Origin of the sequence: Streptococcus sp. LMAG:39 (assembly GCF_008680485.1) — a bacterium.
GTDB classification, from domain to species: domain Bacteria; phylum Bacillota; class Bacilli; order Lactobacillales; family Streptococcaceae; genus Streptococcus; species Streptococcus pasteurianus.
In genome coordinates, this window is sequence record NZ_NALE01000001.1 from 271,252 (window position 1) to 297,069 (window position 25,818).

Consider the following 25,818-nt stretch of genomic DNA (forward strand, 5'->3'; position numbering starts at 1 on the left):
AAACCTCCTCAAAAATAAAGAGACATACAGTCCGCATGCCTCCTATTATATCACATATTTTTAGCTTTCGCGTCTTTCTCTGCGAGAATCTTTCGAAAAATAGCTTCTTCTTCCTTGCTAAAAACATAATTTTCCAATAAATCTGGACGACGTTCTAACGTCTTACGCAAACTTTGCTCAATACGCCATTTTCGGATATTCTCATGATGCCCACTCATTAACACATCTGGAACTTTCATACCACGAAAATCATATGGGCGCGTATATTGTGGGAATTCCAAAAGCCCTGATGAAAAAGAATCATCTTGATGACTAGCTTCTTTTCCTAGGACATTAGGAATCAAACGAACCGTCGCATCAACAATCGTCATCGCAGCCAATTCTCCACCAGTCAAAACAAAATCGCCCAAAGAAATCTCATCGGTAACCAAGATTTTAATGCGTTCATCATAGCCCTCATAATGCCCACAAATGAAAATTAGTTCATCTTCTTGTGCTAATTCTTCAGCGTAGCTTTGATCGAATTTACGCCCTGCTGGGTCCAAGAGAATCACACGTGGCTTTTTAGCGTCAATCTTATCAATGGTATCAAAAATCGGCTGTGCTCGCAAAAGCATTCCTTGACCGCCACCATATGGTTCATCATCAACATGACGAGCCTTCTCTGCATTCTCACGGAAATTATGATAGTTGATTTCCAACAGACCTTTTTCAGTAGCTTTACCAACAATCGAATGCTCAAGCGGTGAAAACATTTCTGGAAAGAGCGTTAGAATATCAATCTTCATCGTCAAGTCCTTCCAAAACGTCAACATCAATACGGTTGCCAGCAACATCCACGTTAAGCACAACTGGTGGAATGTATGGAAGTAACAAATCACGTTTTCCTTTACGTTTCACTACCCAGACATCATTAGCACCAGGTTGCAAAATCTCCTTAACTTGACCAATCAAAACATCATTTTCATAAACATCAAGTCCAATGATTTCATGATAATAAAATTCACCATCATCAAGGTCAGATAAATTTTCCTCAGCAACTTTTAAAGTACAACCTTTGTATTTTTCGATATCATTAATATGATACATGCCTTTAAATTTAACAATATCAAAATTCTTTTGTTTACGGTGACTAGCAATCTCAACTTCAATAATAAAACGGTCTTTATCATCAAAAATCGCTAATTTTGAACCCTTTTTAAAGCGTTCTTCTGTAAAATCCGTCACAGACAACACGCGCATCTCACCTTGGAGACCTTGTGTGTTGACAATTTTTCCAACATTAAAATAATTCATGTTTACTCCACTTAACTTAGTCTTTACCATTGTACCATGATAGCAATGAAAAAACCAGCTGCGCTCTGCAACTGGTCAAGATAGTCCGTACGGGATTCGAACCCGTGTTACCGCCGTGAAAAGGCGGTGTCTTAACCCCTTGACCAACGGACCAAAATCAATGTATAAAACCAATGAGGTTTACTGGGGTAGCTGGATTCGAACCAACGCATGAGGGAGTCAAAGTCCCTTGCCTTACCGCTTGGCTATACCCCAAAACAACAAGATATATTCTATCGTAGATTTGACTCTCTGTCAATACATTTTTTAAATTTTTTTGAAAAAATTTTGATTACCAACGTTTTGAAAGTACTAAAGCTAACGTTTAAATCGCATTAGTCAGCATTCAAAACGTATAATGATGATTTGCAATCTCAGATTTTCTAATAACAAGTTCCAATAAATATGACACTTCTCCCCCCAAAAAACAAGAAAAAGAGTAGTAAATCACTACTCTTCTCCCTTTTCATCAATAACGAGTCTCACTTTTTTACCTTGAGTTGGTACCGAATAGACAATCGACCTTATCGCTGTAATGGTACGACCCTTTTTACCGATAACACGACCAATGTCTTGTGCATCCAAATCAAGATGATATTCTAAAAACTCAGGTGTATCTTCAATTTTAATGGTAAGATTATCTGGTTGTGAAATCAAAGGCTTCACAATAGCGATAATAAGATTTTCAATGGTATCCATAGGCTTTCTTCTTAGTGTACTCTATTATTTTGAGAATTTTGATTCGTGGAATTTTTTCATAACACCTTCACGTGAAAGGATATTACGAACTGTATCAGAAGGTTGTGCACCTTTTGACAACCATTCAAGAACACGATCTTCTTTCAAAGTTACTTGGTTTTCTTCAACAAGTGGGTTGTAAGTACCAACTGTTTCGATGAAACGACCATCACGTGGAGCACGTGAATCAGCTACGTTGATACGGTAGAAAGGTTTTTTCTTAGAACCCATACGAGTTAAACGGATTTTTACTGCCATTAGTATAAAGTCTCTTTTCTATATTTTTTTGTTTTGGTTAATAGCTCTGCTACTAACTAACTTAACTTATTATATCATAAAAAGATAAGGTGTCAAGTTTTTTTCTTGACACCTTTTAAATTTTTTTGAAAGGTTAAAAATAAGCAGGAGCGCATTATTGTTGAGATCGCAAAATAGCTTCTTTTATTTCCACAACAGTCACTGCTTGGTCATCTCGATAGACAATATTGCCATCATCGTCCAAAAGTTATCCAACCAATAGCTCATCAGCTGAACTCACTTTTGTCTTTAAACAAAAATCCTCCGCCCACTTCATCAGGATAACCAATGACAAAATCAGTATCTGAACAATAAGTATCCAAAAACTCCACAAAACTATTATCTTTTTGATATTCCTCCTCAGCAAGCTGTAAAGTAATCGGTTCGGCAACAGTTTTAGGAAGTAACGCTGTCAATTCATCAGACACAATTGTTTTAGCTGTGCCAACGGATACAATCACTAAAGCACCAACAATTGGTAACATGATTCTTTTTTCATAGCTTCTCCTTAGTTTATTTTAAATATTGATATAAGACCTGACGAGCTTCGCCAACTGTCGTTGATTCTGGGCCTTCTAAATCAAGCTCATGAACACTTCCGTCTTCGTACTGAATATAACTAATTTGTAATTCTTCCTCATCACCGTAACCATCAACATAAGCCAAAATACCACCTTCTTCATCGGCAACAATACGCTGCTCGTCCGAATAATCTGCAGAATAGTTATCAAACGCTTCTCGCGATTTTCCTTTCCAAACCGTGATTAAACGATTTATGGTCGTATTATCACTTGATGTCTCGCAGGACTTGACTTCAACATCGTCAGCAACCACGTTTTTATTTTTGAGTTGATTTATTTCCAAAACATCAATTACAAGACATGCTAATGACATTAGCGAAGCAACAACTTTTCTTTTCATTTTATTCTCTTTCTAAAAATCTATATTGTAACTCACGTAAATATATTTTTATTTAAAATAGCATCAAATTGTATAAAAGCATAATAATTATCTGAAAATATTATTTTTAAAACAAAAAGAGCTGAAACAATTCTTTCAAGCTCTCTCAAATCTCTCTTCCATTATTGACTATCGTGTCACAGCTCAATAATGCCATAATGAAATTTTTGATTGGGTCTGACAATCCTTTTAAAGCCAAATTTTTCAAAAACATCATCCCTAAAATGGGCTTTTATAATAATTCTCTTTCTTGCCACGCGCTTTGCTTCTATCAAAAACCTATCAGATAAGGGGCTAGGATTGGCAAATTGTCGTAAACCATCTAAGTTTTTAGATTCTGAAATCCTATCAGAAAACATTGGGTCGCAATAAACTACATCAAATGACTTATCAGACAGCGATTTCATATAAGTAATATTGTCAGCACAATAAGTTTTAATGGAACGCATAGCAGCTGTTAATCGTTGATTTTCTGATGAATAAGTTGTCAAGCCATCCGAAACGATAAAGTGGATAAGAGGATTGCTTTCTATCGCTGTTACATCATCGCCTGCTGAAGCCATAACAATGCTATCGCTAGCAAGCCCCATCGTTGTATCAAGAATTTGTAACTTGTCATCACCCAATAACGCCAATAAAGCGTCATGCCCACTCTTGATACGCAACATAGCAGTATCAGGATGAAAAGCAAACTCACTACCATCTTGATTGACCAAGCGCAGCTCATTTTCATAAACCAAAAGAAGCGCTTCTCTAGACTGTAAAAGCTTTGTCACTGATTGTTTTCGTCGTTCAATAACAGGTAAATGAAGTTTTTCGCCAATAGCTTGCGCTCGCTGACGCAGAGCAACATTTTCCCGCAAACTTGTCGTAATCGCAATAGTCATGCTTTTATTATAGCAAAATTACAAAAAAGATTTAATGAAATGACCACCGTAAATCCAGAAATAGCTATAAGCCACGATAGAAATAGGTTTACAAAGCAGAATGATATAGAGAAAACGCCTAAATGTCATCTTTGACAGGCCTGTTACCATAACTAAAATATCCGCAGGCGAAATGGGAGATGCCATATTTAAAGCAAAGACTTTTTCGTAAGTTGATGACGTTAATTTTCGCTCATAACGAGCAAATAATTTCTCCTCCATAAATAGCAAAATAAATGGCTTCCCATAGCGGCGTGTTAATAGAAAAAGAATAATACTCCCAATAACAATGCCAACATAATTGAGAATAAAGCCCAGTATTGGACCAAAAGCCATAAAACCAACTACCGTTGTCACCCCACCTGGAATAATCGGAATAATCACCTGAATAATTTGCAACAGAAGAAAAATAATACTTCCCCAAAAGAGATGACCTCGTAAAGCATCCGCTAAAGCATGAGGGTTATTCAAAATATCTAAATGTTTAAAAAGATAAACCAAACACAAAAGGGTTAGAATAATAGAAAAAATTCCTAAAAACTTGATCACTCTTTTTAAAGTGTCATACATAACATCACCCCTTCCATCATTCTCAAAAAAAGAGCTGGTGACAGCTCTTTAAATGTCTAAGCAATTTTTGTATTAATGCTATTATTATTCATAACGTAATGCTTCGATTGGATCAAGTTTACTTGCTTTGTTTGCTGGTAAAATACCAAAGACCATACCAATCAAAGCGGAGAAAAGAAGGCTTCCTATTGCTACGTTAAATGAAATAGATGGTTTCATATCAGCCATATTGCTATTAAGAATGCTTGTCAAACCAGCTGCCAAACCTAAACCGATCAGCCCACCAAGGAGAGTCAATACCATTGATTCAATTAAAAATTGCGTCAAAATTTTCCTACGTGTTGCTCCCAAAGCTTTACGTAAACCGATTTCACGTGTACGTTCGGTAACAGATACAAGCATGATGTTCATAACCCCAATACCTCCAACCAACAACGAGATACCAGCAATCGCACCAATAACTGTTGTCATCATGCCATAAGCTGAATTAATTTCAGCAATCTGTTTAGACATATCAAAAATGGTAAAGTGACCTGTTTTCACACCTGATACTTGTGTCATCATTTTGGCAGCTTCCGTTCCAACGGTTGTTGCTTGCGTCGCATCATTAACATGAACATATGCTGTCTCAATTTCGTTAACATTAAACTCAGCAGCTAATTGTGTATTTGTCATGACAGCATTACCACCTGAACTCATTCCGTAGAGAGCTGAACCAGAATTCGGATCTTTATAAACACCAACAACTAAGTATGATTTAGAACCGACTGAAACCTGCTTATTTAAGGCATTATCATTCGTACCAAATAATTTCACAGCTAATTTCGTATCAAGCATAATGATACGTGAAAAATGCTCATAATCATCCGAACGGAAATTTCTTCCAGCTACAACCTTGTATTTTTTAACATCAAAATAAGTCTTATTAACACCTATAATGTTAACATTTTTGGCTTTTTTCTTATTAAGCGAAACCGTTGCAGTCGTACCATTCGTCAAGTAATAGTTTTGAACTCCTGAGACATCAGAAGTGATTTTTTGCAACCATTCTTCCTGAATTTTAGGACCTTGGTCTGATGATGTTGTTTCAATATCATCGTCAAAAATACCTTTACTATCAGAATCCTTAGCAACATAATAAATCTCAATGTCACGTGTATCAGCAGAAAACATATCTGTGATTTGTTTGGTCATTCCTTGCCCCAACGCCATGATAACAACAACCGAAGCAACTCCGATAATAATTCCTAACATTGTTAAGAATGAGCGCATCTTGTGCCCCATGATTGAACTAAGGGCGAATTTCCAGTTTTCCATAATCTTCCTCCTTAGTCAATCCTAACACTATCTGTCGTATCTCTTGTGATTTCACCATCACGAATAACAATTTTACGTGTCGCAAAATCTGCAATTTCTGGCTCGTGAGTAACCATGACAATGGTTTTACCTTCACGATTAAGTTCTGTCAATAGCTGCATAATCTGTTCACTGGTTTTCGTATCAAGGGCACCTGTTGGTTCATCCGCCAAAATAATCGAAGGATTATTAACCAAAGCACGCGCAATGGCAACACGTTGTTTTTGTCCACCAGATAATTCAGAAGGTAAATGCTTCATACGCTCACCTAGGTCAACTTTGTCTAAAAACTGTTTAGCAAGTTGGTGGCGTTTTGAAACACCAATCCCAGCATAAATAAGTGGAAGCTCAACATTTTGCAAAGCATTTAATTTTGAAAGTAGGAAGAACTGTTGAAAAACAAATCCAATTTCTTCATTTCTCACTTTAGCCAATTCTTTTTCTTTCAAGTCTTCGACTTGTGTTCCATTTAAACTGTAATCGCCAGAAGTTGGTCTATCAAGTAAACCAATAATATTCATAAGGGTTGACTTCCCTGAACCAGAAGGTCCCATTATCGCTAGGAACTCTCCTTCATAAACTGTCAAGTCAATCCCTTTAAGAACTTGCAACTCCTGATCGCCATTACGGTAGGACTTGACAATATCTTTGAGTTGAATTAAAACTTTTCTTTCTTCTGTCACTACTCGCTCACCTCTGATTCTTCTGTAGTGGCTGTATCATCAGAAGTAACATTAGAAACTTTTTCTCCATCTTTCAAACTGCTATCTGGGTTAGAAATAACGATTTGACCAACTTCTAAACCACTCAAGATTTCTTGTTGTTTGGCATCAGCACTTCCAAGTGCCACCTCAACTTTACTTGCTTTTTGACTGTCCTTATCATAAACCCAAACGTAGTCTTTATCACCTTCATTGACAACAGCATCAACTGGCACAAGTTTATTTTTATTTTCGTTAACAACTTCTACAGATACTGTGAATCCTTGTTGAAGATTAGAAATATCACCAGTCAAATCAACTTTATAATCATAAGAAGCTGACCCTGAAGATGAACTTGAGCCGCCTGTTCCGGTTGAATCATCAGATTGATTTGGATAGTTAGAAACATATGAAATGGTACCAGTCCATTCTTGGTCTGGATAAACTTTAGATTTGATTTTGACATTTTGTCCTGTTTTGATATTAGCCAAATCATATTCAGTCAATGTCCCTTTGATTTGTAATTGACCTTCTGTTGCTACGTGAACAAGGGTTTGACTATTTTTAGATGATGGATCAATGTCATTATTAACTTCAACAACTGTACCAGACACATCACTCACAACGACTGTTTCGTTAAGAGCTTGTTGTGCTTTATTAACCTCAGCTTGTGCATCTGCATAAGAATCATTTAAATCTTGCAGTTGTTGGTTATATTCAGCATTTTGTTGGGCTGTTGGTGGTGTAGTAACAGTTTTTTCTTCACCAGTTTCTTCATCTGTCGTTGTCGATGTTGTCGGTAGATTACCATATGTTTTAAGGTAATTAATCTGACGTCCAACTTTATTTAAATTACGAACAGCTGTGTCATAAGCCGCTTGGGCTGTTGTAGTGTCGTATTGAACCAATTGTTGACCAGTAGTAATTTGGTCACCTACTGATACCGTTGGTCTAGCTTCAGTTCCTTTACTGCTGTCATAATAAACGTATTGTTCTTGGAAAGCTTTAACTGTACCAGTCAACAAAGTTGATGATGAAATGGTGCCTTCTGTTACAGTTGTGGTATCGTAGGTTGTTTCAACGGTTGACTCTGATGTTTTGGTTTGTTGCCACCAAAGCAGAGCTGCACCTGCAACAACAAAACAAGCTGCCGCAGCTCCAATAATCCCTTTAGTCTTTTTAGACATTTTCGCTTTACTTCTTCTAGGCATAATCTTCCTCTTTTTCTTTTGTATATTTGTATTGTTGCGATAAGACAATTATACGTTTTTAGTATTTTACTGTCAAGAATAAAATGTAAAAAACATCTTTCGTATTTATTATAAGAAAAACGTTTCTCAATAAACTTACAGTTTTGTAAGTAGAAATTTTGAAGCTATTTGGTAGAAAAATTTATGGCTAAACAAAAGAAACTGAGCGTTAGCTCAGCTTCTTATTTCTATAACTAAATGTATTGTATTAGATAGCTTGTGTTGTGAATCCACGACTTTCCAGGACACGAATCATGGCATCTGCTGTATCAAGTGCAGTGAAGAGAGGAATACCGTGTTCAATAGCAGAGCTACGAATTGTTGCACCATCTTCGTCAAGCGTACGTTTTGTTCCAACAGTATTGACGATAGCTTGAACTTTTCCTGTACGAACAAGGGCTGGAATATCGTTCTCATCATCTTCACCAAGTTTGTTGACAATGGTTGACATCAAACCATTCTCAGCAAAATATTTGGCTGTACCTTGTGTAGCAAAAATGCTGTATCCGATATCAGCAAAACGTCTCGCCAAACCAAGTGCTTCTTCTTTTGCATCATCAGAAACTGTGAAAACAACATTACCAAATGATGGCAAATGGAAGTATGAAGCTTCAAAGGCTTTGTAAAGAGCTTTTTCAAGCGTTTGGTCTGATCCCATAACTTCACCAGTTGATTTCATTTCAGGACCGAGGAGGCTATCAACTTTAGCTAATTTTGTGAATGAGAAAACTGGTGCTTTCACATGTACATAATCAGATTCTGGGTAAAGCCCATCCTCATATCCAAGGTCAGCAAGAGTTTGTCCAAGAATCAATTTCGTTGCAACTTGCGCCATAGGAATGTTAGTCACTTTAGACAAGAATGGCACTGTACGACTAGCTCGAGGGTTAACTTCGATAACATAAACTGTTTCATCTTTGATAACAAATTGAATGTTCATCATACCGAAACAGTTCAATCCAATCGCCAAACGTTTTGTGTAATCAGCAATTGTATCTTGGATTTTCTTAGATAATGTTTGAGGTGGGTAAACTGCCATTGAGTCACCCGAATGAACCCCTGCACGTTCGATATGTTCCATAATTCCTGGGATAAGGACATCTTTACCATCAGAAATCGCATCTACTTCACATTCACGACCAACGATATATGAGTCAACAAGGACTGGGTGGTCTGGACTAGCTTTAACAGCTGTACGCATGTAAGAACGAAGATTTTCTTCATTTTCTACGATTTCCATAGCACGTCCGCCAAGTACATATGATGGACGAACAAGAACTGGGAAGCCAATCTTACGTGCAGCTTCAACCGCCTCTTCTTCATTTGTCGCAGTTTGTCCCGGTGGTTGTGGAATATCCAATTCTTTCAAAGCTTGCTCAAAGAGGTCACGATCTTCAGCACGGTCAAGGTCAGAAACTTGTGTACCAAGGATAGCAACACCAGCTTTAGACAACGGTTCTGCCAAATTGATAGCTGTTTGACCACCAAATTGCACGATAACACCTTTTGGTTGTTCGAGTTCAATAACATTCATAACATCTTCGAATGTTAATGGCTCGAAATAAAGTTTATCAGAAATTGAGAAGTCTGTTGATACCGTTTCTGGATTTGAGTTCATAATGATGGCTTCATATCCAGCTGCTTGAATAGCTTTAACTGAGTGAACAGTTGCATAGTCAAATTCAACCCCTTGCCCAATACGAATTGGACCTGAACCAAGAACAATGATTGATTCTTTGTCTGATTTGACTGATTCATTTTCCCACTCATATGTTGAGTAGAAATATGGTGTTTCTGATTCAAACTCAGCTGCACACGTGTCAACCATTTTATAAACTGGAATGATTTTATTTTCAGTACGAATGGCACGCACATCATCGGCAGTCATGTTCCAAAGTGATGCAATTTTACGGTCAGCAAAACCATTGCGTTTAGCTTCTTTCAAAACGTCAACATCTCCGACATGACTCGCTAACTCTTGTTCTAATTCAAAGATGTGGAGCAATTTATCAAGGAAGAAAAGATCGATTTTTGTTAGTTTAGATAGTTCTTCGATAGTGTATCCACGGCGGATGGCTTCAGAAAGGTAAAACAAACGGTCATCTTGCGCACGAACAATCTTATTAACCAATTCATCATCTGAAACTTCTGCCAAGTCAGCTATTTCATTGTGGTAAACACCGATTTCAAGTGAACGACAAGCTTTCAAAAGCGATTCTTCGATATTACGACCGATAGCCATAACTTCACCAGTCGCTTTCATTTGTGTCCCTAGACGACGTTCACCATTTTCAAATTTATCAAATGGGAAACGTGGAATTTTGGCAACCACATAGTCAAGGGTTGGTTCAAACATAGCATAAGTTGTTCCAGTAACTGGGTTAACCATTTCATCAAGCGTCAAGCCAACGGCAATTTTGGCAGCCAATTTTGCGATTGGATAACCAGTTGCTTTCGAGGCAAGAGCTGATGAACGTGACACACGTGGGTTAACTTCAATAACATAATATTTGAAGCTATTTGGGTCAAGAGCAAGCTGAACGTTACATCCTCCCTCGATTTTAAGGGCACGAATAATGCTCAAACTTGCATCACGCAACATTTGGTTTTCAATGTCTGAAAGAGTTTGTGTTGGTGCAAATACGATTGAATCCCCAGTATGGATACCAACTGGGTCGAAGTTTTCCATATTACAAACCACAAGGGCGTTGTCGGCAGCATCACGCATAACTTCGTATTCGATTTCTTTGAATCCTGCAATAGAACGTTCAATCAAACATTGCGTTACTGGTGATAATTTCAAACCATTTTCAGCGATTTCACGAAGTTCTTCTTCGTTATCACACATACCGCCACCTGTACCACCGAGAGTAAAGGCAGGACGTACGATAACTGGGTAACCAATTGATTCTGCAAAGGCAACCGCTTCGTCAACAGTATTGACAATTTCAGATTCTGGAATTGGTTGATTGAGATCTTCCATTAATTGTTTGAAAAGATCACGGTCCTCAGCCTGATCAATCGCTGATAGTTTTGTACCTAGCAACTCAACACCAAGTTCATCAAGGATTCCAGCTCTTGACAACTCCATTGCCATATTAAGACCAGTTTGTCCCCCCAACGTTGGAAGGAGTGCATCTGGACGCTCTTTACGGATAATACGTGTGACAAATTCGAGTGTCAACGGTTCGATATAAACCTGATCTGCGATTTCTTTATCTGTCATGATTGTCGCTGGGTTTGAGTTGACAAGAACAACGCTGTACCCTTCTTCTTTAAGAGCAAGACAAGCTTGTGTTCCTGCATAGTCAAATTCAGCTGCCTGACCAATAATAATCGGACCAGAACCAATCACCATAATTTTTTTAATATCTGTACGTTTTGGCATAATCTATGATACAAAGCCAGACAAGCAATAAAAAACACGATAACATCTATTTCTAAAGATTATCTTTTGGCACAGCTTGTATGGTTTGTTCAAATCAGCTCATTAGCCAACTTGAACGATGTATCTTCTCCTTTCTATATTATCTAACTCACGGATTAGATTTAAATATTAGTTACGAGCTTTTTCAGCTTGAAAAGCATCAATTAATTCAAGAAAGTCATCAAAAAGATAACTTGCATCATGTGGACCTGGCGCAGCATCTGGGTGGAATTGCACTGAAAACGCTGGGAAGTCACGATGACGAACACCTTCAACAGATTTATCGTTGATTTCTTCATGCGTTACCATAAGACAATCAGGAAGAGTGTCACGATCAACGGCATAACCATGGTTCTGACTTGTAAAATCAATACGTCCCGTTGCAATTTCACGAACAGCGTGGTTAAATCCACGGTGACCAAATTTCATTTTGTAAGTTGTCGCACCATTAGCTAAGCTGAACAATTGATGTCCCATACAGATACCGAAGATTGGAATTTTACCTTGAACACCACGAATCATGTCAAGAGCTTCTGGAACATCTTCTGGATTACCTGGACCATTTGACAACATAACACCGTCAGGATTTAAGTGAAGAATTTCTTCAGCCGTAATATTGTAAGGAACAACGGTCACATTGCAATCACGTTTTGAAAATTCACGTAGGATAGAATGTTTCAATCCGAAATCAACCAAAATGATATTTTTACCAACACCAGGTGCTGGGTAAGCCGTTTTTGTTGAAACTTGTTCAATATTATTTGTTGGTAAAACCGTGGCTTGTAATTGCACTTGCAAATGCTCAATAGAATCACCATCACTAGCAAGTGTTGCTTTCATTGTTCCATGTTTACGGATAATTTTTGTCAAAGCACGTGTATCAATTCCTGAAATGCCTGGAATATTTTTAGATTTCAAAAACTCGTCTAAAGTCATTTGATTACGCCAATTATTTGCACGACGTGTATTTTCAGAAACAACAACACCTTTACAAGTGGGTGTGATTGATTCATAGTCATCTCGATTGATACCGTAATTACCAACCAAAGGGTAAGTAAAAGTCAATATTTGACCATTATAGGATTGGTCTGTAATGGATTCTTGATAACCCGTCATACCAGTGTTAAAAACAATCTCACCTGTTACATCAAGGTCAGCTCCAAAAGCTTTTCCTTCAAAAATTGTTCCATCTTCTAAAATTAAAAGTCTTTTTGCCATTTTTATTCCTCTCGTTTGCTCTCACGGGAGCACTTTAACGTTTTTAGCAGACAATTCAAACTAAAGTATGTTATTATTCATTAAGCTTTGCCGTTCAGCACAGCTTCTAGAATTGCCATTCGTACAAAAACACCATTTTGCATTTGTGTTGCAATTCGTGATTTAGGCGCTTCTACTAATTGATCTGCAATTTCCACATCACGATTGACTGGGGCAGGGTGCATGATAATCGCAGAACCTTTCATTTTTTCATAACGTTCAGCTGTTAAACCATATATCTTATGATAGGTTTCTTTTGAAAAACCACGTTCGCTATCATGGCGTTCATGTTGAACACGAAGCATCATCATGACATCTGCCTTATCAACAATATCATCGATTGCAACGTATTTTCCATAAACATCAAATTCACTTGAATACCATTGTTCTGGACCAGCAAAATATAATTCTGCTCCGAGACGTTTTAAAATTTGCATGTTTGATTTTGCCACACGTGAATGGGTAATATCACCAACGATAGCTACTTTTAGATTTTCAAAGCCGCCAAACTCTTCATGAATCGTCATTAAATCCAACAGACATTGGCTTGGATGTTGACCTGAACCGTCACCACCATTCACAATTGCTGTTTGAATTGTTCGACTATCAATTAATTCTTTGTAGTAATCTTCCATTGAATGGCGAATCACACAAATGTCAATTCCCAAAGAACTCATCGTCAAAATAGTATCATACAAAGTCTCTCCTTTGTTCACTGAACTTGTTTTAGCGTCAAATTCAATGACATCCAATCCAAGTTTCCTTTCAGCGACTTCAAAAGACTTATGCGTACGCGTTGACGGTTCAAAGAAAAGATTTGCTGCAAAATACTGCCTATCTAAACTAAAATTCGCCTTATTGGTTTTAAACGCAACACCACGTCTAATCAAGCCAAGCACTTCTTCGTTTGATAATGTTTCCATAGTCACTAAATGTTTTAGTGAAACAACGCCATCTGTAACTGCCATTTTCTTAATCCTTTTCTGGAAGAATTTGATACAAAATGATACCTAAAAGTGTTGAGAATGCGACACCTGTAATTTGCAAACCAGCAACTTGCAATGTCAAACCACCAATACCAGATACCAAGATAACACTTGCAATCAAAAGATTTTTCTTATTGTCAAAATCAATTTTATTTTCAACTAAGATTTTAAGACCACTTGAAGCGATAACACCAAAGAGAGCAATTGAAATTCCACCGATAACTGGTGTAGGGATTGAAGAAAGCAATGCTGAAATTTTTCCGATAAAACTCATCACTACTGCAATCACAGCTGCCCCAGCAATAACATAAACTGAATAAATCTTATTAAGTGCCATAACACCAATGTTTTCACCGTAAGATGTGACTGGGGGAGCACCGAAGACACCAGCGATAATTTGTGCAATACCGTCACCTGTAAGGGTACGATCAAGGCCTGGGTCTTTAAAGAAATCACGTCCTGTCAAACTATTAAGCACCATAACATGACCAAAATGTTCAGTCATAGTGACAAAAGCAATTGGTGCCATTGTCAAAATCGCGCTTGGATAAAGTTTGAAATGATAATCCACGAAAAGAATATCAAAACTTGGAACTTGGAACCAGGCCGATTTAGCAACGTCTGATAAGTCAACAATCGTTTGACCTGTTACTGCGCCAACAATCAAGGAGAAAAGATAACCAACAATCAAACCAAGAAGAATTGGGATAACACCAATAATTTTCTTGCCATACATGTTAAATAGAATAACAGCAAGAAGCGTTACCATACCAATCAACAAGTATGTGAAATTATATTCGCCATCTTTTAACATGACGTCATTAACAGCTGTAGTTGCAAGACTAAGTCCGATAACAATAATGATTGGACCAACTACAATTGGTGGAAGAACTTTATCAATCCAAGCATTTCCAGCAAATTTGACAATCAAGGCAACGATTAAGTAAACTAGACCACCTGCGATTGCCCCCTGTGCTACTGCCGCAATACCATCGGTTTTCATTAGCATTTGCATCGTTGCAATGTAAGCGAAGCTTGAACCCATGTAAGCTGGGATTTTATATTTAGTTACTGTCAAATGTGCCAATGTCCCCAAACCGCTTGAGAAAAGGGCGATTGCTGGATCGATACCAACTAAAATTGGAACCAAAACCGTTGAGCCAAACATGGCAAATAAATGCTGGAAGGATAGTCCAAACAACATCCCTGTTTTAGGTATATCATGCACATCATATTTTACGTTTTCCACTTTTTATCTTCCTCCTCAATTCTATAACTGCTTAGCTCGGATCAACAATGCTGACGCAATCTTTTCCATCTACTTCAATCACTTCAACAATAATTTCTTCCACAGCACTTGTTGGAATATTTTTACCAACATAATCAGCACGAATTGGGAGTTCACGGTGACCACGGTCAACAAGTACAGCAAGACTGACACGCGCTGGACGTCCAAGACTTACCAAGTTATCAATTGCTGCACGGATTGTACGTCCTGTATAAAGAACATCATCAACCAAAATCACATCTTTTCCAGTAATATCAACTGGCATATCAGTTGTATCTTCTTCAACTTTCATATCATCACGGAAAGGTTTGGTATCAAGTTCGCCAATTGGAATATCAATTCCTTCCAATTGTTTCAAGCGATCTTGAATGCGACGAGCGATAAAAACACCACGCGTCTTAATTCCTGCGAGAACAATATTATCAAGATTTTTATTACGCTCGATAATCTCATAAGTGATACGTGTAATCGCACGTTTCATTGTTACGTCGTCAACAATTTCTTTTGTTTTCATAAAACAAACCTCTCTAATATACAAAAAAGCTCCTCGTTACCAAGGAGATTCCACAAAATATAGGTACAACTATGCCAGTTGCACACTTCTTTTACCGTTCTCTCCTTGCCTGCCTCACAGGACAGTATTAAAGGATAATATTTACTCTCTATATGATACCAAAACTATGATTATTTGGCAAGAGATTTACGATTATCTTTTACCAACTCTATGGTAAAAAAGCAAAAATTGGTTGTCCAACCCCTGCTTTATCATTAAGCTTTGCCATTCCTTAGATTTTCCAATGTTTCTTTAAAAATAGCTGGTGCTTCTGCCATGAAAGTCAATGTTTCACCCGTTGTTGGATGAGTAAAACCAAGTGTTTGTGCATGTAAAAACTGACCATTGCCTTTTAATGTCTTACGTGGTCCATAAAGCGGATCACCAGCAACAGGATGACCAATATACGCCATATGCACACGAATTTGGTGCGTACGCCCTGTTTCCAAAGTCAACTCAACCAACGTATAATTTCCAAAACGTTCCAAAACCTTAAAGTGAGTTAAAGCGGGTTTGCCTTTTGCTGTCACAGCTTGTTTTTTACGGTCTTTTTCTGAACGTCCAATTGGTGCTTCAATAACACCACGGTCGTTTGGAATAGTGCCATGGACGATTGCAACGTATTTACGAAGTGATTTTTTATCTTTTAATTCTGCTGCAAGTGCGTTGTGAGCTGTATCATTTTTAGCAATCATCAACAAACCTGAAGTGTCTTTATCAATACGATGCACAATTCCTGGTCGAATCACACCGTTAATCGAAGATAAATCTTTAATGTGGTACATCAAGGCATTCACTAATGTTCCAGACGTATGACCAACTGACGGATGAACCACCATTCCTTGTGGTTTATTGACCACAGCAACGTCATCATCTTCGTAAATAATATCAAGTGGAATATTTTCAGCTGTATATTCTAGCACTTCTTCTTTTGGCACTTCGTAAGTGACAACATCACCAACTTTGACAGCATATTTCGCTTTAACAGCTTTGCCATTGACCAAAACTGTTCCTTTTTTGATTTCATCGTTAGCTTGGCTACGTGACAATTCTGTCAAATCTGCTAGCGCCTTGTCTAAACGAATACCAGCTTCCTTAATGATTAACTCCATTCTCCTCCTCTTTCCAAAGGGCAATGAATAGTATCACAACCCCAACTGTTAAATAAGAATCCGCCATATTAAACACCGCAAAATTCATAAAATCTAAATGAATCATATCAACAACATAACCAAGGCGCACACGGTCAATAAAATTTCCTAAACCGCCTGAGATAATGAGGATTAAACCAAGTAAAAACCAAAACTGACCGTTGATATTTTTAACAAAATAATAGCAAGCAGCCCCAACGACCGCAAACGTAATAACCGCAAATAGCCATTGTTGATTTTGTAAAATCGAAAAAGCAGCGCCATAATTACGCAAGTAAGTTAAGCTAAAAATACCTGGCAAACACTCTTGAATGGTGTCCAAAGTGATGTGATTAACAATCCATAGCTTACTTAACTGGTCTAAAACAATCAAAACCACAGCAGCAAGTGGAAAATAAACTTTTCTTAATGTCTTCATTTAGTCACCTTTGGGCTGAATTTAGCAAAATAATCTTTCATAACAGCGATAAATTTAAGCGCACAAGCTGATAAATTCTTATCACGGCGTTTGATGTAAACCATTTTATTATCCAAATCATCTTCAAGTGGAATGACAGTAATTCCGTTTACGCTACGACTATCTAAGAAACCAGAGCCTGTTGCATAGGCATCTGTTCTTTCCAAAATACCATTCAAAGTAGCACGGTCAGTAACATTGAAGATACGAGAACTATCCGTTGTATCCACAAAATTTTCAGAATAGTAAAGGTACTCATCTTTTTCTTGGGTAAATCGCACAGTCGGAAATCCTAATAAATCAGCCATAACCAAGCTATCTTTTTTCGCTAAAGGATGTTCTTTAGCAAGATAAATATGGGTTTGAAATGGAATTAACTCAACAAATTCCAAGCCAAGCTTTTCCATACGCTGCAAAAGCCCTTTACGATTTTGGTTATTTAAATAGATAATCCCAATCTCACTATCACCTTGAGCAATTTCATCTAAAATTTGAATCGTCGTTGATTCAAAAATACGAAAATCTTTATGTTCTGGATGAGCTTGTGAAAAAGCGGTAATTAACGGTGGCAAAAAATCATAGTGCTGACTGGCAATTGAAAATTCATCTGAATCCGCTGCTGCTTGTGAAAACTGTTTTTCAAAGGAATCAAAACTTTTCACAACCTCAAGAGCTTTCTCATAAAAAGTCATCCCATGACTTGTCAAAACCGCTCCAGTTGTTGTTCGAGTAAAGATTTGAAAGCCAAGTTCGTCTTCCAAATCTCTAATTGCTACTGATAAACTGGGTTGGCTTACAAAAAGTTTAGAAGCCGCCTCACGAAATGTACCACTATTGGCAATCGCCACGACATAACGCAATTGTTGTATGTTCATTTCAATCATTCTTTCTAAAAATCAATCAACTTTATTATAACAAAAAAACTAGACTGTTGCCTGTTTTCCTAATTCTTTTTGCAAAATGGTTAACAAACTTGTAATAGCTTTTTAGACTGGTTTCAAAATTTGGCAAGGAAACGCTCTCTTCCAAGGGGGGGCAGGTAATCAAAAAAGCCTTGCCATGATTGACAAAGCTTTCAAGTAATCTATTTACGCTATTATTTTGCGATAGGGTAAACAGAGACTTGTTTTTTATCGCGACCTTTACGTTCGAAACGTACAACACCTTCAACTTTAGCGAAGAGTGTATCGTCTCCACCGCGACCTACGTTTACACCTGGATAAATGTGAGTACCGCGTTGACGGTAAAGGATTGATCCACCTGAAACAGTTTGTCCGTCAGCTGCTTTAGCACCTAGACGTTTAGCTTGTGAATCACGACCATTTGATGTAGAACCTCCACCTTTTTTGTGGGCGAAAAGTTGCAAGTTAGCAAGATTCATTTTTAACATATGTTGTGTCCTCTTTTCAAATTAGTTTGCAATGACTTGAACTGACACAAACTCTTGAGAGTTTTCTGCCAAATTTGTCATTCCTAAAAGAAAGCTTTCAAATAAAAGTTGAACTTTCTCATCTGTCTTTTCAGTTACATGAGAGATATCAATCTTCATATAACCACCATCAATCTCATTGATAGCTAAATCAGCGTTGCAATCTGCCAAAGCTTCTAACGAATTAACCAAGTTAATTGATAAAGTTGAGACAGCTGCACATACGATATCAAAGCCATACTCACCACTACCAGCGTGACCAATCAGTTCAACACTTTCTAAGTTACCCTTGTGGCGAATAAAAGTTGCTTGAATCATAATATTGCCAAATTAAGCGTTGATAGCGTTGATAACAACTTTTGTGTAAGGCTGACGGTGACCTTGTTTACGGTGGCTACCTTTTTTAGGTTTGTATTTGAAAGTAACAACTTTCTTTTGTTTACCTTGTTTTTCAACAGTACCAACAACAGTAGCTCCTTCAACAACTGGTGTACCAACAACAGTTTTGTCACCACCAACAAGAACAACTTCGTTAAATGTTACTTCTGAACCAGCTTCAACATCAAGTTTTTCAACATAGATAGCTTGACCTACTTCAACTTTAACTTGTTTTCCACCAGTTTTGATGATTGCATATGTGCTCATCGTGCACCTCCTATAAATTTTTGTTGCGGATTTTCCGCTTGTGAAGACTCGCCTAAATCGTGAACTTCGAAAGTTACTTATGAACGATTTTCGTGCGGTTGCACAGGATGTGCATTTAGTCAACATTCATATTTTAACATGATAAAGTGATTAAATCAAGGAATATGCTATGCTTTTTTAGCAATATTACGTTTTCATTCTGATTTTTTCTCAAATGAAATAGCAATTAAGCCTAGCACCGCTTTTTTCGTTAATTTTTCCACTACTTGAATGTTAAGTGAGGCATCTGTTGCCATGACTTGATACACTTCTGTTCCTTCATGATAATAATAATCCGTGATATTAAAGCCATTCTTTTCATAAAAAACAACTCGTTTAACACGTTGATGATAATTTTCAGCAGTTTTATCTAATGGTTCCATGGCAAGAATAATCGGACGTTTTCCTGCTAAATTTCTAATGTCTTGTAAAATGGCAGAGCCATAGCCACGTGAACGAATATTTGGATTAACCGCAAGAAAGAACAGATAGATAACTTCTTCATTCTCCAACAAATACACTAAACCAACAAAGTCATCCTTATCATAGTAGGCATAAAAATTCGCTAAACGCCGATAAGCATTCAAAACTAACGGCAAATAGGGTAACCGTTCTACTGCTGGAAAGGCAGTTAGGTATAATTTTTTAACATCTTCATAACTCTTTGAAAATAGGTTAACTTTTTGACGACTTAATCCCATTGTAAATTCACCAATTCATTCATTTCTTGGTAGGCAGTATCCACTTTTTCTTGCATAGTTGAATCAAGAATATCACGATACTTTCCACCTTCAATAAAATCTTCCAAAACAAGCGTTCGATAATCGGAAAGCACAAAGCCTTCTGAGCCCGTCACACCCTTACTCCAAACCCAAACCATTGTCGGATGAGCGGCAACGGTCTTGATTGTTGTTTTATTATTTTTCTTTTCAAAAGTGACGTCCATTAAGAGACCACGTTCTGTCCAGATATTATCAACCGTTTCTAAACGCTGGTTAGAGATAAAATTCCCCATTGAATAGATGATAAATTTTTTATCGCCGTCTTTTTCAAGCGTTTCAGACGGCTCAGCAACGTGAGGATGTCCACCAAACACAACATCTGCTCCCCAGTCAATCATTTTATGATAAAGCGTTACTTGTTCGTCTGTTGGTTCAAGAGCGTATTCTGTTCCCATTTGTGGCATGACAATTGTGACATCAGCTTTCTTTTCAGCTTCTTGAATTTCTGATTTCATTTTATCTTCATCTAAATCTGACATATGTTTTTCGTAATCTTCATCTGCCACATTCGCTTCCATGCCATTATAGCCATAAGAATAACCCAAAATCGCAATTTTGATGCCGTTGATATTTTTAATGAGAATGTCTTCCGTATCACGATTTTCTTTGTAAACACCGATAGTTGACAAGCCAAAATTTTCAAAGGTTTCAACCGTATTGATAGCACCTGAAAGCCCAGAATCCAAAATGTGATTATGCGCTAAATCAACAACATCATACCCCGTGTCTTTCATAGCGTCAGCGATTTCACTTGGTGCATTAAAAAGCGGATAACCACCCAAAGGGTAATCAGGGCTAATCGTTCCTTCGTAATCACCGATAGCCAAGTCAGCACTTGAAATCCAGTCCTTGACGTACTCAAAAAACGGCGTGAAATCATAGCTTCCGTCAGCTTGTTCAGCACTTCCATAAAGCCCATTGTGGATGAGAATATCACCATTTGCCATGACACGCGCTGTTTTCGTCGTATTGCTTTTGTTTTGTGCTTGTTTTTCTGTCGTTTGTGTCGTATTAGAGCTCGATTTTTCAAAAGCTAGACTATACACACCCGAACCAAGCAAGGAAATCACCAAAAAACTCAAACAAGCAAGCGTTGTTTTTTTATAAATAATCCTATCAAACATCACTTAATCTTACCTCCAAACACTATTATAGCATTTTCTAGCAAAGGAGTCAGAATTTACCTAAAAAGCCACCAACGGTAGCTTTTTGTCTCCTATAATAAATCATCAATCAAGTCATCAACCTCATCGTGGTCTGCTTGTGGAGTGATTGTTGTTACTTTAATGCCTGCAACCGCACGCTCAACAAGTCCTTCAACGTCCATACGTTTTTCGTATTGTTCAACATTTTTGATTTTTGGATTTGTTTTTGGGCGGTCAGGTGCAAAAATAGTACAGCAGTCCTCAAATGGTTGAATTGAAATGTCGAAAGTATCGATTTTTTGAGCAATATCAATGATTTCTAATTTATCCATTGTGACAACTGGACGAATAATTGGGGTTGCGGTTACCGCATTAATGGCACGCATGCTTTCAAGTGTTTGACTGGCAACTTGTCCAAGACTTTCACCATTAATAATCACTAAACCATTACGTTCTTCACGGATAAGGTCAGTAATACGCATCATGAAACGACGTGTCAAAGTCATCAAGTAAGCTTCAGGTGCTTTTTCTTTAATTTCTTCTTGAATTTCTGTAAATGGCACTTCGATGAAATCAATATTACCACCAAATTTAGTCAACTTACGTGTCAAATCTTGGGCTTTTTTAAGAGCACCTGGGCTTGTATAAGGTGGGCTAGCAAAGTGAACTGCCTCAATATCAACCCCACGTTTAAGAGCAAGGTAACCTGCAACTGGTGAATCAATTCCGCCAGAAAGCATCAACATTCCTCGTCCTGCTGTTCCGACAGGGAGACCACCAGCACCTTTGATATTTTCATAGGAAAGGTAAGCTGCTTCTTCACGAATTTCCACTTTCAAGTTGACATCTGGACCTTTCATTTGAGCTTGGATATCTGGTAAAACCTCAAATACAGCAGAACCAAGGTATTGGTTCAATTCGCGACTATCCATTTCAAAGTTATGGTCGCTACGTTTACTTGTAATTTTAAAAGTTAGTCCTTCGTGATAAACATCTTTCATCACATCTTGAACTGCTTTCTTAATAGTTTCAAGATTTTTCTCAACTTTGTATGATGGCGAGAAGCCTTGAATCCCAAAAATTTGTTTCAATGATTCAGCAACTGATACGTAATCTGTGCCATTTAAATAAATGTGAGCACGGTCACGGTCAGCAACAACACGCACATCTGGATAAATTGAAAGAACGTGTTTCATGTTATGTTTCAATTTATTGATGAAACGCATACGGTTCTTTCCTTTGGTTGATAGTTCGCCGTAACGAACCATAATTTCTGAATACTGCATAGTTTATTAAAGAGAAAACTCTCTTTATCCTTTCTTATTATCTTACTTTTTTGGTTTTTTCGTAAACTTGTTTGAAAATCGTTAGAAATTGCTCAACTTGTCCCATGTCATTATCGTCATCAAGACTGATTCGGACAGCTGATTGTGCTAATTTCGTTGGAACGCCCATAGCAATCAATGTTCCAGCAGGTTTTCCAGCTTTTGATGAACAAGCTGATGTGGTTGAAATGTAAATTTCGTGTTCTTCGAAAGCATGAACCACAACTTCACCACGAACCCCTTTAATTCCAAAGGTTAAAATATTTGGAGCAAATGTATCATCTTTACCTGAGAAAATAACAATATCTTTATGCTTAGCTAGCTCGTCATAGATAACTTCTTTCATCTTGGCAATTTTCGGAAGAGCATAAGCTTCTTTATCAGTCACCAAGCGAAGTGCTTTAGCCGTAGCCGCAATTCCTGCTACATTTTCAGTTGTAGAACGAAGGTCACCTTCCTGACCACCACCAGCTAATAATGGGGTTAATTTTTTTCCTTCTTTTTTATAAATGAAACCAACCCCACGAACGCTGTGGAATTTATGCCCTGAAAAGCTTGCAAAATCAACACGGTCAGTTAAATAATCCGCCGATGGAATTTTTCCAATAGCTTGAACAGCATCCACATGGAATGAAATGCCTTGCTTATCAGCTAATAATTCAGAAATTTCTTTAATCGGTTGGATAGAGCCAATCTCATTATTCACTGCCATGATTGATACCAAAGTTGTATCTGGTCGCAAAAGCGCAGCTAATGCTTTGATATCCACAAAGCCTTGGTCATTAACAGGTGCATATGAAACATCAAAACCGTGTTCGCTTAGCCATTTTGCCGACTCTTTAACCGCTGGGTGTTCAATATCTGAAACGATGATGTGTTTGCCATAACGTTCTTTTTCAAAGGCAACACCTTTAAGTACCCAGTTATCACTTTCTGTACCACCAGACGTAAAAATAATTTCAGTACTCTTAACCCCTAATAAATCCGCAATTTGCTTGCGACTAGCTTCTAAAATACGACTAGCCTTTGTTCCTAAATTATGCAAACTTGAGGGATTTCCAAATATCTTGCTAGCAACTTCCTGATAAGTGCGTAACACTTCAGGATAGGGAATTGTTGTAGCTGAATTATCAAAATATATCATTTTTTCTTCCTTCACAAAAATCAATACTATCATTATAGCACAGACTTTTATGAGTGTGAAAGTTTTAATTTTAAGTTTTTTTAAGGTTAACTTTAAGAATTTGACGTACAATAATTTTTGAAACAAAAAAATTCTAACGCTGGACATTTAAAAAGAATATTTTATAATAGAGTCATATGCGAAAAAGGAGTTAATCATGTCTCAAAAATACTCAAGACGTCAAAAATCATCATCAAAAAACGATAAGTCAGCTGCCCCAACAAAACACATTAAGACAGGTTTTTCTGCCCTTCAAAAAACAGTTGCTCTTATTGGTTCTATTCTTAGTATCATTGTGGCAAGTATTACCATTAGCAATGCCTTAAAGGGGTCAAACTCAAAGACAACAGATAAATCAACAACGACAACAACTGTTATCATCAAAGAAAGTGACAGCGATAGTAAAACAGATACTTCCGCTTCGACAACTTATTCAAGTTCTGCTTCTGCTAATAATAACTATAATAGTGGTTCTAACAACAGTAACAACAATACTTACAGTTCAAGTTCAGATACCACTTATAGTTCAAGCTCTGCTACAAGCCAAAGTTCAACAACACCATCAAGTTCAGATACAACTTCTGACGATACCACTACAGGTAGCAACACCGAAACAACTGAGTAATCGTTACTAGTGCTAATATCGTTTTCAGCGATTATTTGCTCCTTCTATTGATTTTCAACCGTCTCAATCACACTCAAAAGAGGTGAGTACACTAAGTTCTCACCTCTTTTTTACGAATTTAATCAAAAAGTTATGAATTATATTGAAACGTTAAACTGGATTCATTCTCATAAAGCTAACGGACGTCGTCCGAGCCTTGAGCGGATGCAGTATTTACTAGCATTGCTCGACAATCCGCAAGATAAATTTCCTGCGATTCACGTCGTCGGAACTAATGGCAAAGGTTCAACAACAAGCTTTTTACAACATATTTTAACTGCTTCTGGTTACAAGACTGGTACTTTCACATCGCCATTTATCACTCGTTTTAATGAGCGCATTGCTATTGATAGCATTGAAATCCCTGACCAGGATTTGGTAAAAACAGTTCAAGCTATTAAACCACTTGTTGATAGCGCAAAATTTCAAGACAAGGTCGGCAAAGTGACCGAATTTGAATTAGTCACTGCTCTCATGTTTTATTATTTTGCAGTCATTAATCCTATCGATATTGCGGTCATCGAAGCTGGTATTGGTGGCACTTACGATTCAACCAATGTTTTCACAGCCAAAGCTGTCATTTGCCCCTCAATCAGCATCGACCACCGAGAAACACTCGGCAATTCCCTAGCTGAGATTGCTCAGCACAAAGCAGGTGTCTTAAAAACAAACGTTCCCTTTATTTTTGGAAAAATGGCAGAGCCCGTTCGCCGCGTTTTTTATCAGAAAGCCGAAGAGACAATGTCCAGCATTTATGAGTTAGGAAAAGATTTTTCGTTTATGGAAAATGGCAGAGCTTTTGATATGATTTATCATCAGACTATTATTCCAGATATTCAGCTTAAAATGCTTGGTAAACACCAAAAAGCTAACGCCTCTTTGGCAGCTATGACTGCATTGATTCTTCAAAAACAATTGCCAGCTATTACACCAATTACAATCAAAACTGGTCTGGAAGAGACTGTTTGGGCAGGACGTTGTGAACTCATCAAGCCAAATCTAATGCTAGATGGTGCTCATAACGAAGATTCTATCGCCAAATTAGTTGACTTACTAAAGAATGACTTTGCTCAACAAAACAGTCACATTTTATTTGCAGGGCTAAATCGCAAGCCTTTAACACAAATGCTGGAAGAATTGTCCACCTATGACTTAACCGTCACAACATTTGATTTCTATCAGGCGCAGGCATTGTCAGACTACCCAGAACAATACCCAAAAGTTGCTGATTACAAAGACTGGCTTTCAAGAGTAGATGACAATCCAGAAGACTTATTTGTTGTGACAGGGTCACTTTATTTCATTTCTGAAGTTCGGAATCACTTGTTAAATCACTAATCCCACCTGATTTTCC

The 25,818-nt window shown here is 37.5% G+C and carries 28 protein-coding genes, 2 tRNA genes and 1 other annotated feature; of the genes, 2 read left to right on the top strand and 28 right to left on the bottom strand.

Annotation, left to right across the window (positions count from 1 at the left end):
* Window positions 1-50 precede the first annotated feature (50 nt).
* The 28 genes from trmD to CCC20_RS01475 form a co-directional block, all read right to left on the bottom strand.
* Window positions 51-788 carry a tRNA (guanosine(37)-N1)-methyltransferase TrmD gene (gene trmD, locus CCC20_RS01340; RefSeq protein ID WP_058692184.1) on the bottom strand — a complete coding sequence of 246 codons (738 nt, stop codon included), beginning with the start codon at window positions 786-788 and terminating at the stop codon, window positions 51-53.
* On the bottom strand, window positions 778-1,296 hold the full coding sequence (gene rimM, locus CCC20_RS01345) for a ribosome maturation factor RimM (RefSeq protein WP_012962097.1): 519 nt from the start codon (window positions 1,294-1,296) through the stop codon (window positions 778-780). The genes trmD and rimM overlap by 11 nt, the downstream gene beginning before the upstream one ends.
* Window positions 1,297-1,377: 81 nt before the next feature.
* Window positions 1,378-1,449 (bottom strand) — tRNA-Glu (locus tag CCC20_RS01350).
* Window positions 1,450-1,479: 30 nt separating this feature from the next.
* Window positions 1,480-1,551 (bottom strand) — tRNA-Gln (locus CCC20_RS01355).
* 234 nt (window positions 1,552-1,785) lie between these two features.
* Window positions 1,786-2,034 (bottom strand): KH domain-containing protein, encoded by a 249-nt coding sequence (locus CCC20_RS01360; protein WP_003065320.1) that lies wholly within the window; start codon window positions 2,032-2,034, stop codon window positions 1,786-1,788.
* 24 nt (window positions 2,035-2,058) lie between these two features.
* A complete protein-coding gene (rpsP, locus tag CCC20_RS01365) occupies window positions 2,059-2,331 on the bottom strand; it encodes a 30S ribosomal protein S16 (protein ID WP_003065322.1) in 273 nt (90 codons plus the stop codon).
* A gap of 266 nt (window positions 2,332-2,597) precedes the next feature.
* Window positions 2,598-2,855: a hypothetical protein gene (locus CCC20_RS01370; RefSeq protein WP_003065325.1), complete on the bottom strand. Its 258-nt coding sequence runs from the start codon at window positions 2,853-2,855 to the stop codon at window positions 2,598-2,600.
* A 28-nt stretch (window positions 2,856-2,883) separates the two neighbouring features.
* Window positions 2,884-3,291, bottom strand: coding sequence for a hypothetical protein (locus CCC20_RS01375; RefSeq protein ID WP_003065328.1), 408 nt, complete (start codon window positions 3,289-3,291; stop codon window positions 2,884-2,886).
* Between the two features lie 176 nt (window positions 3,292-3,467).
* Complete coding sequence (locus tag CCC20_RS01380; RefSeq protein WP_013851999.1) at window positions 3,468-4,217, bottom strand: class I SAM-dependent methyltransferase; 750 nt, start codon at window positions 4,215-4,217, stop codon at window positions 3,468-3,470.
* An 18-nt stretch (window positions 4,218-4,235) separates the two neighbouring features.
* The gene (locus tag CCC20_RS01385; protein WP_013852000.1) at window positions 4,236-4,826 is read right to left on the bottom strand and encodes a TVP38/TMEM64 family protein; all 591 of its coding nucleotides are present in this window, start codon (window positions 4,824-4,826) and stop codon (window positions 4,236-4,238) included.
* Window positions 4,827-4,910: 84 nt separating this feature from the next.
* Window positions 4,911-6,143, bottom strand: a complete 1,233-nt coding sequence (locus tag CCC20_RS01390; protein WP_048791323.1) for an ABC transporter permease — start codon at window positions 6,141-6,143, stop codon at window positions 4,911-4,913.
* 11 nt (window positions 6,144-6,154) lie between these two features.
* Window positions 6,155-6,865: an ABC transporter ATP-binding protein gene (locus tag CCC20_RS01395; protein WP_013852002.1), complete on the bottom strand. Its 711-nt coding sequence runs from the start codon at window positions 6,863-6,865 to the stop codon at window positions 6,155-6,157.
* Entirely contained in the window at window positions 6,865-8,094 is a 1,230-nt protein-coding gene (locus CCC20_RS01400; RefSeq protein ID WP_003065344.1) for an efflux RND transporter periplasmic adaptor subunit, read from the bottom strand. The genes CCC20_RS01395 and CCC20_RS01400 overlap by 1 nt, the downstream gene beginning before the upstream one ends.
* 247 nt (window positions 8,095-8,341) lie before the next feature.
* The gene (gene carB / locus CCC20_RS01405; protein ID WP_003065347.1) at window positions 8,342-11,521 is read right to left on the bottom strand and encodes a carbamoyl-phosphate synthase large subunit; all 3,180 of its coding nucleotides are present in this window, start codon (window positions 11,519-11,521) and stop codon (window positions 8,342-8,344) included.
* A gap of 168 nt (window positions 11,522-11,689) precedes the next feature.
* Window positions 11,690-12,778 carry a carbamoyl phosphate synthase small subunit gene (locus CCC20_RS01410; RefSeq protein WP_003065349.1) on the bottom strand — a complete coding sequence of 363 codons (1,089 nt, stop codon included), beginning with the start codon at window positions 12,776-12,778 and terminating at the stop codon, window positions 11,690-11,692.
* Window positions 12,779-12,858: 80 nt separating this feature from the next.
* The gene (locus tag CCC20_RS01415) at window positions 12,859-13,785 is read right to left on the bottom strand and encodes an aspartate carbamoyltransferase catalytic subunit (RefSeq protein ID WP_117567044.1); all 927 of its coding nucleotides are present in this window, start codon (window positions 13,783-13,785) and stop codon (window positions 12,859-12,861) included.
* 4 nt (window positions 13,786-13,789) lie between these two features.
* Window positions 13,790-15,052 carry a uracil-xanthine permease family protein gene (locus CCC20_RS01420; RefSeq protein ID WP_013852004.1) on the bottom strand — a complete coding sequence of 421 codons (1,263 nt, stop codon included), beginning with the start codon at window positions 15,050-15,052 and terminating at the stop codon, window positions 13,790-13,792.
* Window positions 15,053-15,083: 31 nt separating this feature from the next.
* Window positions 15,084-15,605 carry a bifunctional pyr operon transcriptional regulator/uracil phosphoribosyltransferase PyrR gene (gene pyrR, locus CCC20_RS01425; RefSeq protein WP_003065355.1) on the bottom strand — a complete coding sequence of 174 codons (522 nt, stop codon included), beginning with the start codon at window positions 15,603-15,605 and terminating at the stop codon, window positions 15,084-15,086.
* A 254-nt stretch (window positions 15,606-15,859) separates the two neighbouring features.
* On the bottom strand, window positions 15,860-16,756 hold the full coding sequence (locus CCC20_RS01430) for an RluA family pseudouridine synthase (protein WP_013852005.1): 897 nt from the start codon (window positions 16,754-16,756) through the stop codon (window positions 15,860-15,862).
* Window positions 16,740-17,213 (bottom strand): signal peptidase II, encoded by a 474-nt coding sequence (gene lspA, locus CCC20_RS01435; protein ID WP_003065359.1) that lies wholly within the window; start codon window positions 17,211-17,213, stop codon window positions 16,740-16,742. Before lspA ends, CCC20_RS01430 begins: the two co-directional genes overlap by 17 nt.
* Window positions 17,210-18,127, bottom strand: coding sequence for a LysR family transcriptional regulator (locus CCC20_RS01440; RefSeq protein ID WP_048791322.1), 918 nt, complete (start codon window positions 18,125-18,127; stop codon window positions 17,210-17,212). The genes lspA and CCC20_RS01440 overlap by 4 nt, the downstream gene beginning before the upstream one ends.
* Window positions 18,128-18,348: 221 nt before the next feature.
* On the bottom strand, window positions 18,349-18,642 hold the full coding sequence (rpmA, locus tag CCC20_RS01445) for a 50S ribosomal protein L27 (RefSeq protein ID WP_003065365.1): 294 nt from the start codon (window positions 18,640-18,642) through the stop codon (window positions 18,349-18,351).
* A 21-nt stretch (window positions 18,643-18,663) separates the two neighbouring features.
* Complete coding sequence (locus CCC20_RS01450) at window positions 18,664-18,999, bottom strand: ribosomal-processing cysteine protease Prp (RefSeq protein ID WP_003065368.1); 336 nt, start codon at window positions 18,997-18,999, stop codon at window positions 18,664-18,666.
* 12 nt (window positions 19,000-19,011) lie between these two features.
* A complete protein-coding gene (rplU, locus tag CCC20_RS01455) occupies window positions 19,012-19,326 on the bottom strand; it encodes a 50S ribosomal protein L21 (RefSeq protein ID WP_003065371.1) in 315 nt (104 codons plus the stop codon).
* 34 nt (window positions 19,327-19,360) lie between these two features.
* Window positions 19,361-19,436: a sequence feature (ribosomal protein L21 leader region), on the bottom strand.
* Between the two features lie 84 nt (window positions 19,437-19,520).
* Window positions 19,521-20,066, bottom strand: coding sequence for a GNAT family N-acetyltransferase (locus tag CCC20_RS01460; protein WP_003065374.1), 546 nt, complete (start codon window positions 20,064-20,066; stop codon window positions 19,521-19,523).
* Window positions 20,057-21,271, bottom strand: coding sequence for a CapA family protein (locus tag CCC20_RS01465; RefSeq protein ID WP_003065378.1), 1,215 nt, complete (start codon window positions 21,269-21,271; stop codon window positions 20,057-20,059). The genes CCC20_RS01460 and CCC20_RS01465 overlap by 10 nt, the downstream gene beginning before the upstream one ends.
* Window positions 21,272-21,363: 92 nt before the next feature.
* Complete coding sequence (gene thiI / locus CCC20_RS01470) at window positions 21,364-22,578, bottom strand: tRNA uracil 4-sulfurtransferase ThiI (RefSeq protein WP_041973144.1); 1,215 nt, start codon at window positions 22,576-22,578, stop codon at window positions 21,364-21,366.
* Between the two features lie 37 nt (window positions 22,579-22,615).
* Window positions 22,616-23,761: a cysteine desulfurase family protein gene (locus tag CCC20_RS01475; protein ID WP_041973141.1), complete on the bottom strand. Its 1,146-nt coding sequence runs from the start codon at window positions 23,759-23,761 to the stop codon at window positions 22,616-22,618.
* A gap of 196 nt (window positions 23,762-23,957) precedes the next feature.
* Here CCC20_RS01475 and CCC20_RS01480 point away from each other — a divergent pair, with 196 nt between their 5' ends.
* Window positions 23,958-24,425, top strand: coding sequence for a DUF6556 family protein (locus tag CCC20_RS01480; protein WP_003065386.1), 468 nt, complete (start codon window positions 23,958-23,960; stop codon window positions 24,423-24,425).
* A gap of 132 nt (window positions 24,426-24,557) precedes the next feature.
* Entirely contained in the window at window positions 24,558-25,802 is a 1,245-nt protein-coding gene (locus CCC20_RS01485; protein ID WP_048791411.1) for a bifunctional folylpolyglutamate synthase/dihydrofolate synthase, read from the top strand.
* Window positions 25,803-25,818 lie beyond the last annotated feature (16 nt).

Coding starts and splice junctions, on each gene's coding strand:
- CCC20_RS01370 (WP_003065325.1), bottom strand. CDS start 2,855: ATGTTACCAATTGTTGGTGCTTTAGTGATTGTATCCGTTGGCACAGCT.
- rplU (WP_003065371.1), bottom strand. CDS start 19,326: ATGAGCACATATGCAATCATCAAAACTGGTGGAAAACAAGTTAAAGTT.
- CCC20_RS01415 (WP_117567044.1), bottom strand. CDS start 13,785: ATGGCAGTTACAGATGGCGTTGTTTCACTAAAACATTTAGTGACTATG.
- pyrR (WP_003065355.1), bottom strand. CDS start 15,605: ATGAAAACAAAAGAAATTGTTGACGACGTAACAATGAAACGTGCGATT.
- CCC20_RS01360 (WP_003065320.1), bottom strand. CDS start 2,034: ATGGATACCATTGAAAATCTTATTATCGCTATTGTGAAGCCTTTGATT.
- CCC20_RS01430 (WP_013852005.1), bottom strand. CDS start 16,756: ATGGAGTTAATCATTAAGGAAGCTGGTATTCGTTTAGACAAGGCGCTA.
- rimM (WP_012962097.1), bottom strand. CDS start 1,296: ATGAATTATTTTAATGTTGGAAAAATTGTCAACACACAAGGTCTCCAA.
- trmD (WP_058692184.1), bottom strand. CDS start 788: ATGAAGATTGATATTCTAACGCTCTTTCCAGAAATGTTTTCACCGCTT.
- carB (WP_003065347.1), bottom strand. CDS start 11,521: ATGCCAAAACGTACAGATATTAAAAAAATTATGGTGATTGGTTCTGGT.
- CCC20_RS01390 (WP_048791323.1), bottom strand. CDS start 6,143: ATGGAAAACTGGAAATTCGCCCTTAGTTCAATCATGGGGCACAAGATG.
- CCC20_RS01450 (WP_003065368.1), bottom strand. CDS start 18,999: ATGATTCAAGCAACTTTTATTCGCCACAAGGGTAACTTAGAAAGTGTT.
- rpmA (WP_003065365.1), bottom strand. CDS start 18,642: ATGTTAAAAATGAATCTTGCTAACTTGCAACTTTTCGCCCACAAAAAA.
- CCC20_RS01475 (WP_041973141.1), bottom strand. CDS start 23,761: ATGATATATTTTGATAATTCAGCTACAACAATTCCCTATCCTGAAGTG.
- CCC20_RS01460 (WP_003065374.1), bottom strand. CDS start 20,066: ATGGGATTAAGTCGTCAAAAAGTTAACCTATTTTCAAAGAGTTATGAA.
- CCC20_RS01440 (WP_048791322.1), bottom strand. CDS start 18,127: ATGAACATACAACAATTGCGTTATGTCGTGGCGATTGCCAATAGTGGT.
- thiI (WP_041973144.1), bottom strand. CDS start 22,578: ATGCAGTATTCAGAAATTATGGTTCGTTACGGCGAACTATCAACCAAA.
- CCC20_RS01465 (WP_003065378.1), bottom strand. CDS start 21,271: ATGTTTGATAGGATTATTTATAAAAAAACAACGCTTGCTTGTTTGAGT.
- CCC20_RS01380 (WP_013851999.1), bottom strand. CDS start 4,217: ATGACTATTGCGATTACGACAAGTTTGCGGGAAAATGTTGCTCTGCGT.
- CCC20_RS01375 (WP_003065328.1), bottom strand. CDS start 3,291: ATGAAAAGAAAAGTTGTTGCTTCGCTAATGTCATTAGCATGTCTTGTA.
- CCC20_RS01400 (WP_003065344.1), bottom strand. CDS start 8,094: ATGCCTAGAAGAAGTAAAGCGAAAATGTCTAAAAAGACTAAAGGGATT.
- CCC20_RS01480 (WP_003065386.1), top strand. CDS start 23,958: ATGTCTCAAAAATACTCAAGACGTCAAAAATCATCATCAAAAAACGAT.
- CCC20_RS01485 (WP_048791411.1), top strand. CDS start 24,558: ATGAATTATATTGAAACGTTAAACTGGATTCATTCTCATAAAGCTAAC.
- CCC20_RS01385 (WP_013852000.1), bottom strand. CDS start 4,826: ATGTATGACACTTTAAAAAGAGTGATCAAGTTTTTAGGAATTTTTTCT.
- CCC20_RS01410 (WP_003065349.1), bottom strand. CDS start 12,778: ATGGCAAAAAGACTTTTAATTTTAGAAGATGGAACAATTTTTGAAGGA.
- rpsP (WP_003065322.1), bottom strand. CDS start 2,331: ATGGCAGTAAAAATCCGTTTAACTCGTATGGGTTCTAAGAAAAAACCT.
- lspA (WP_003065359.1), bottom strand. CDS start 17,213: ATGAAGACATTAAGAAAAGTTTATTTTCCACTTGCTGCTGTGGTTTTG.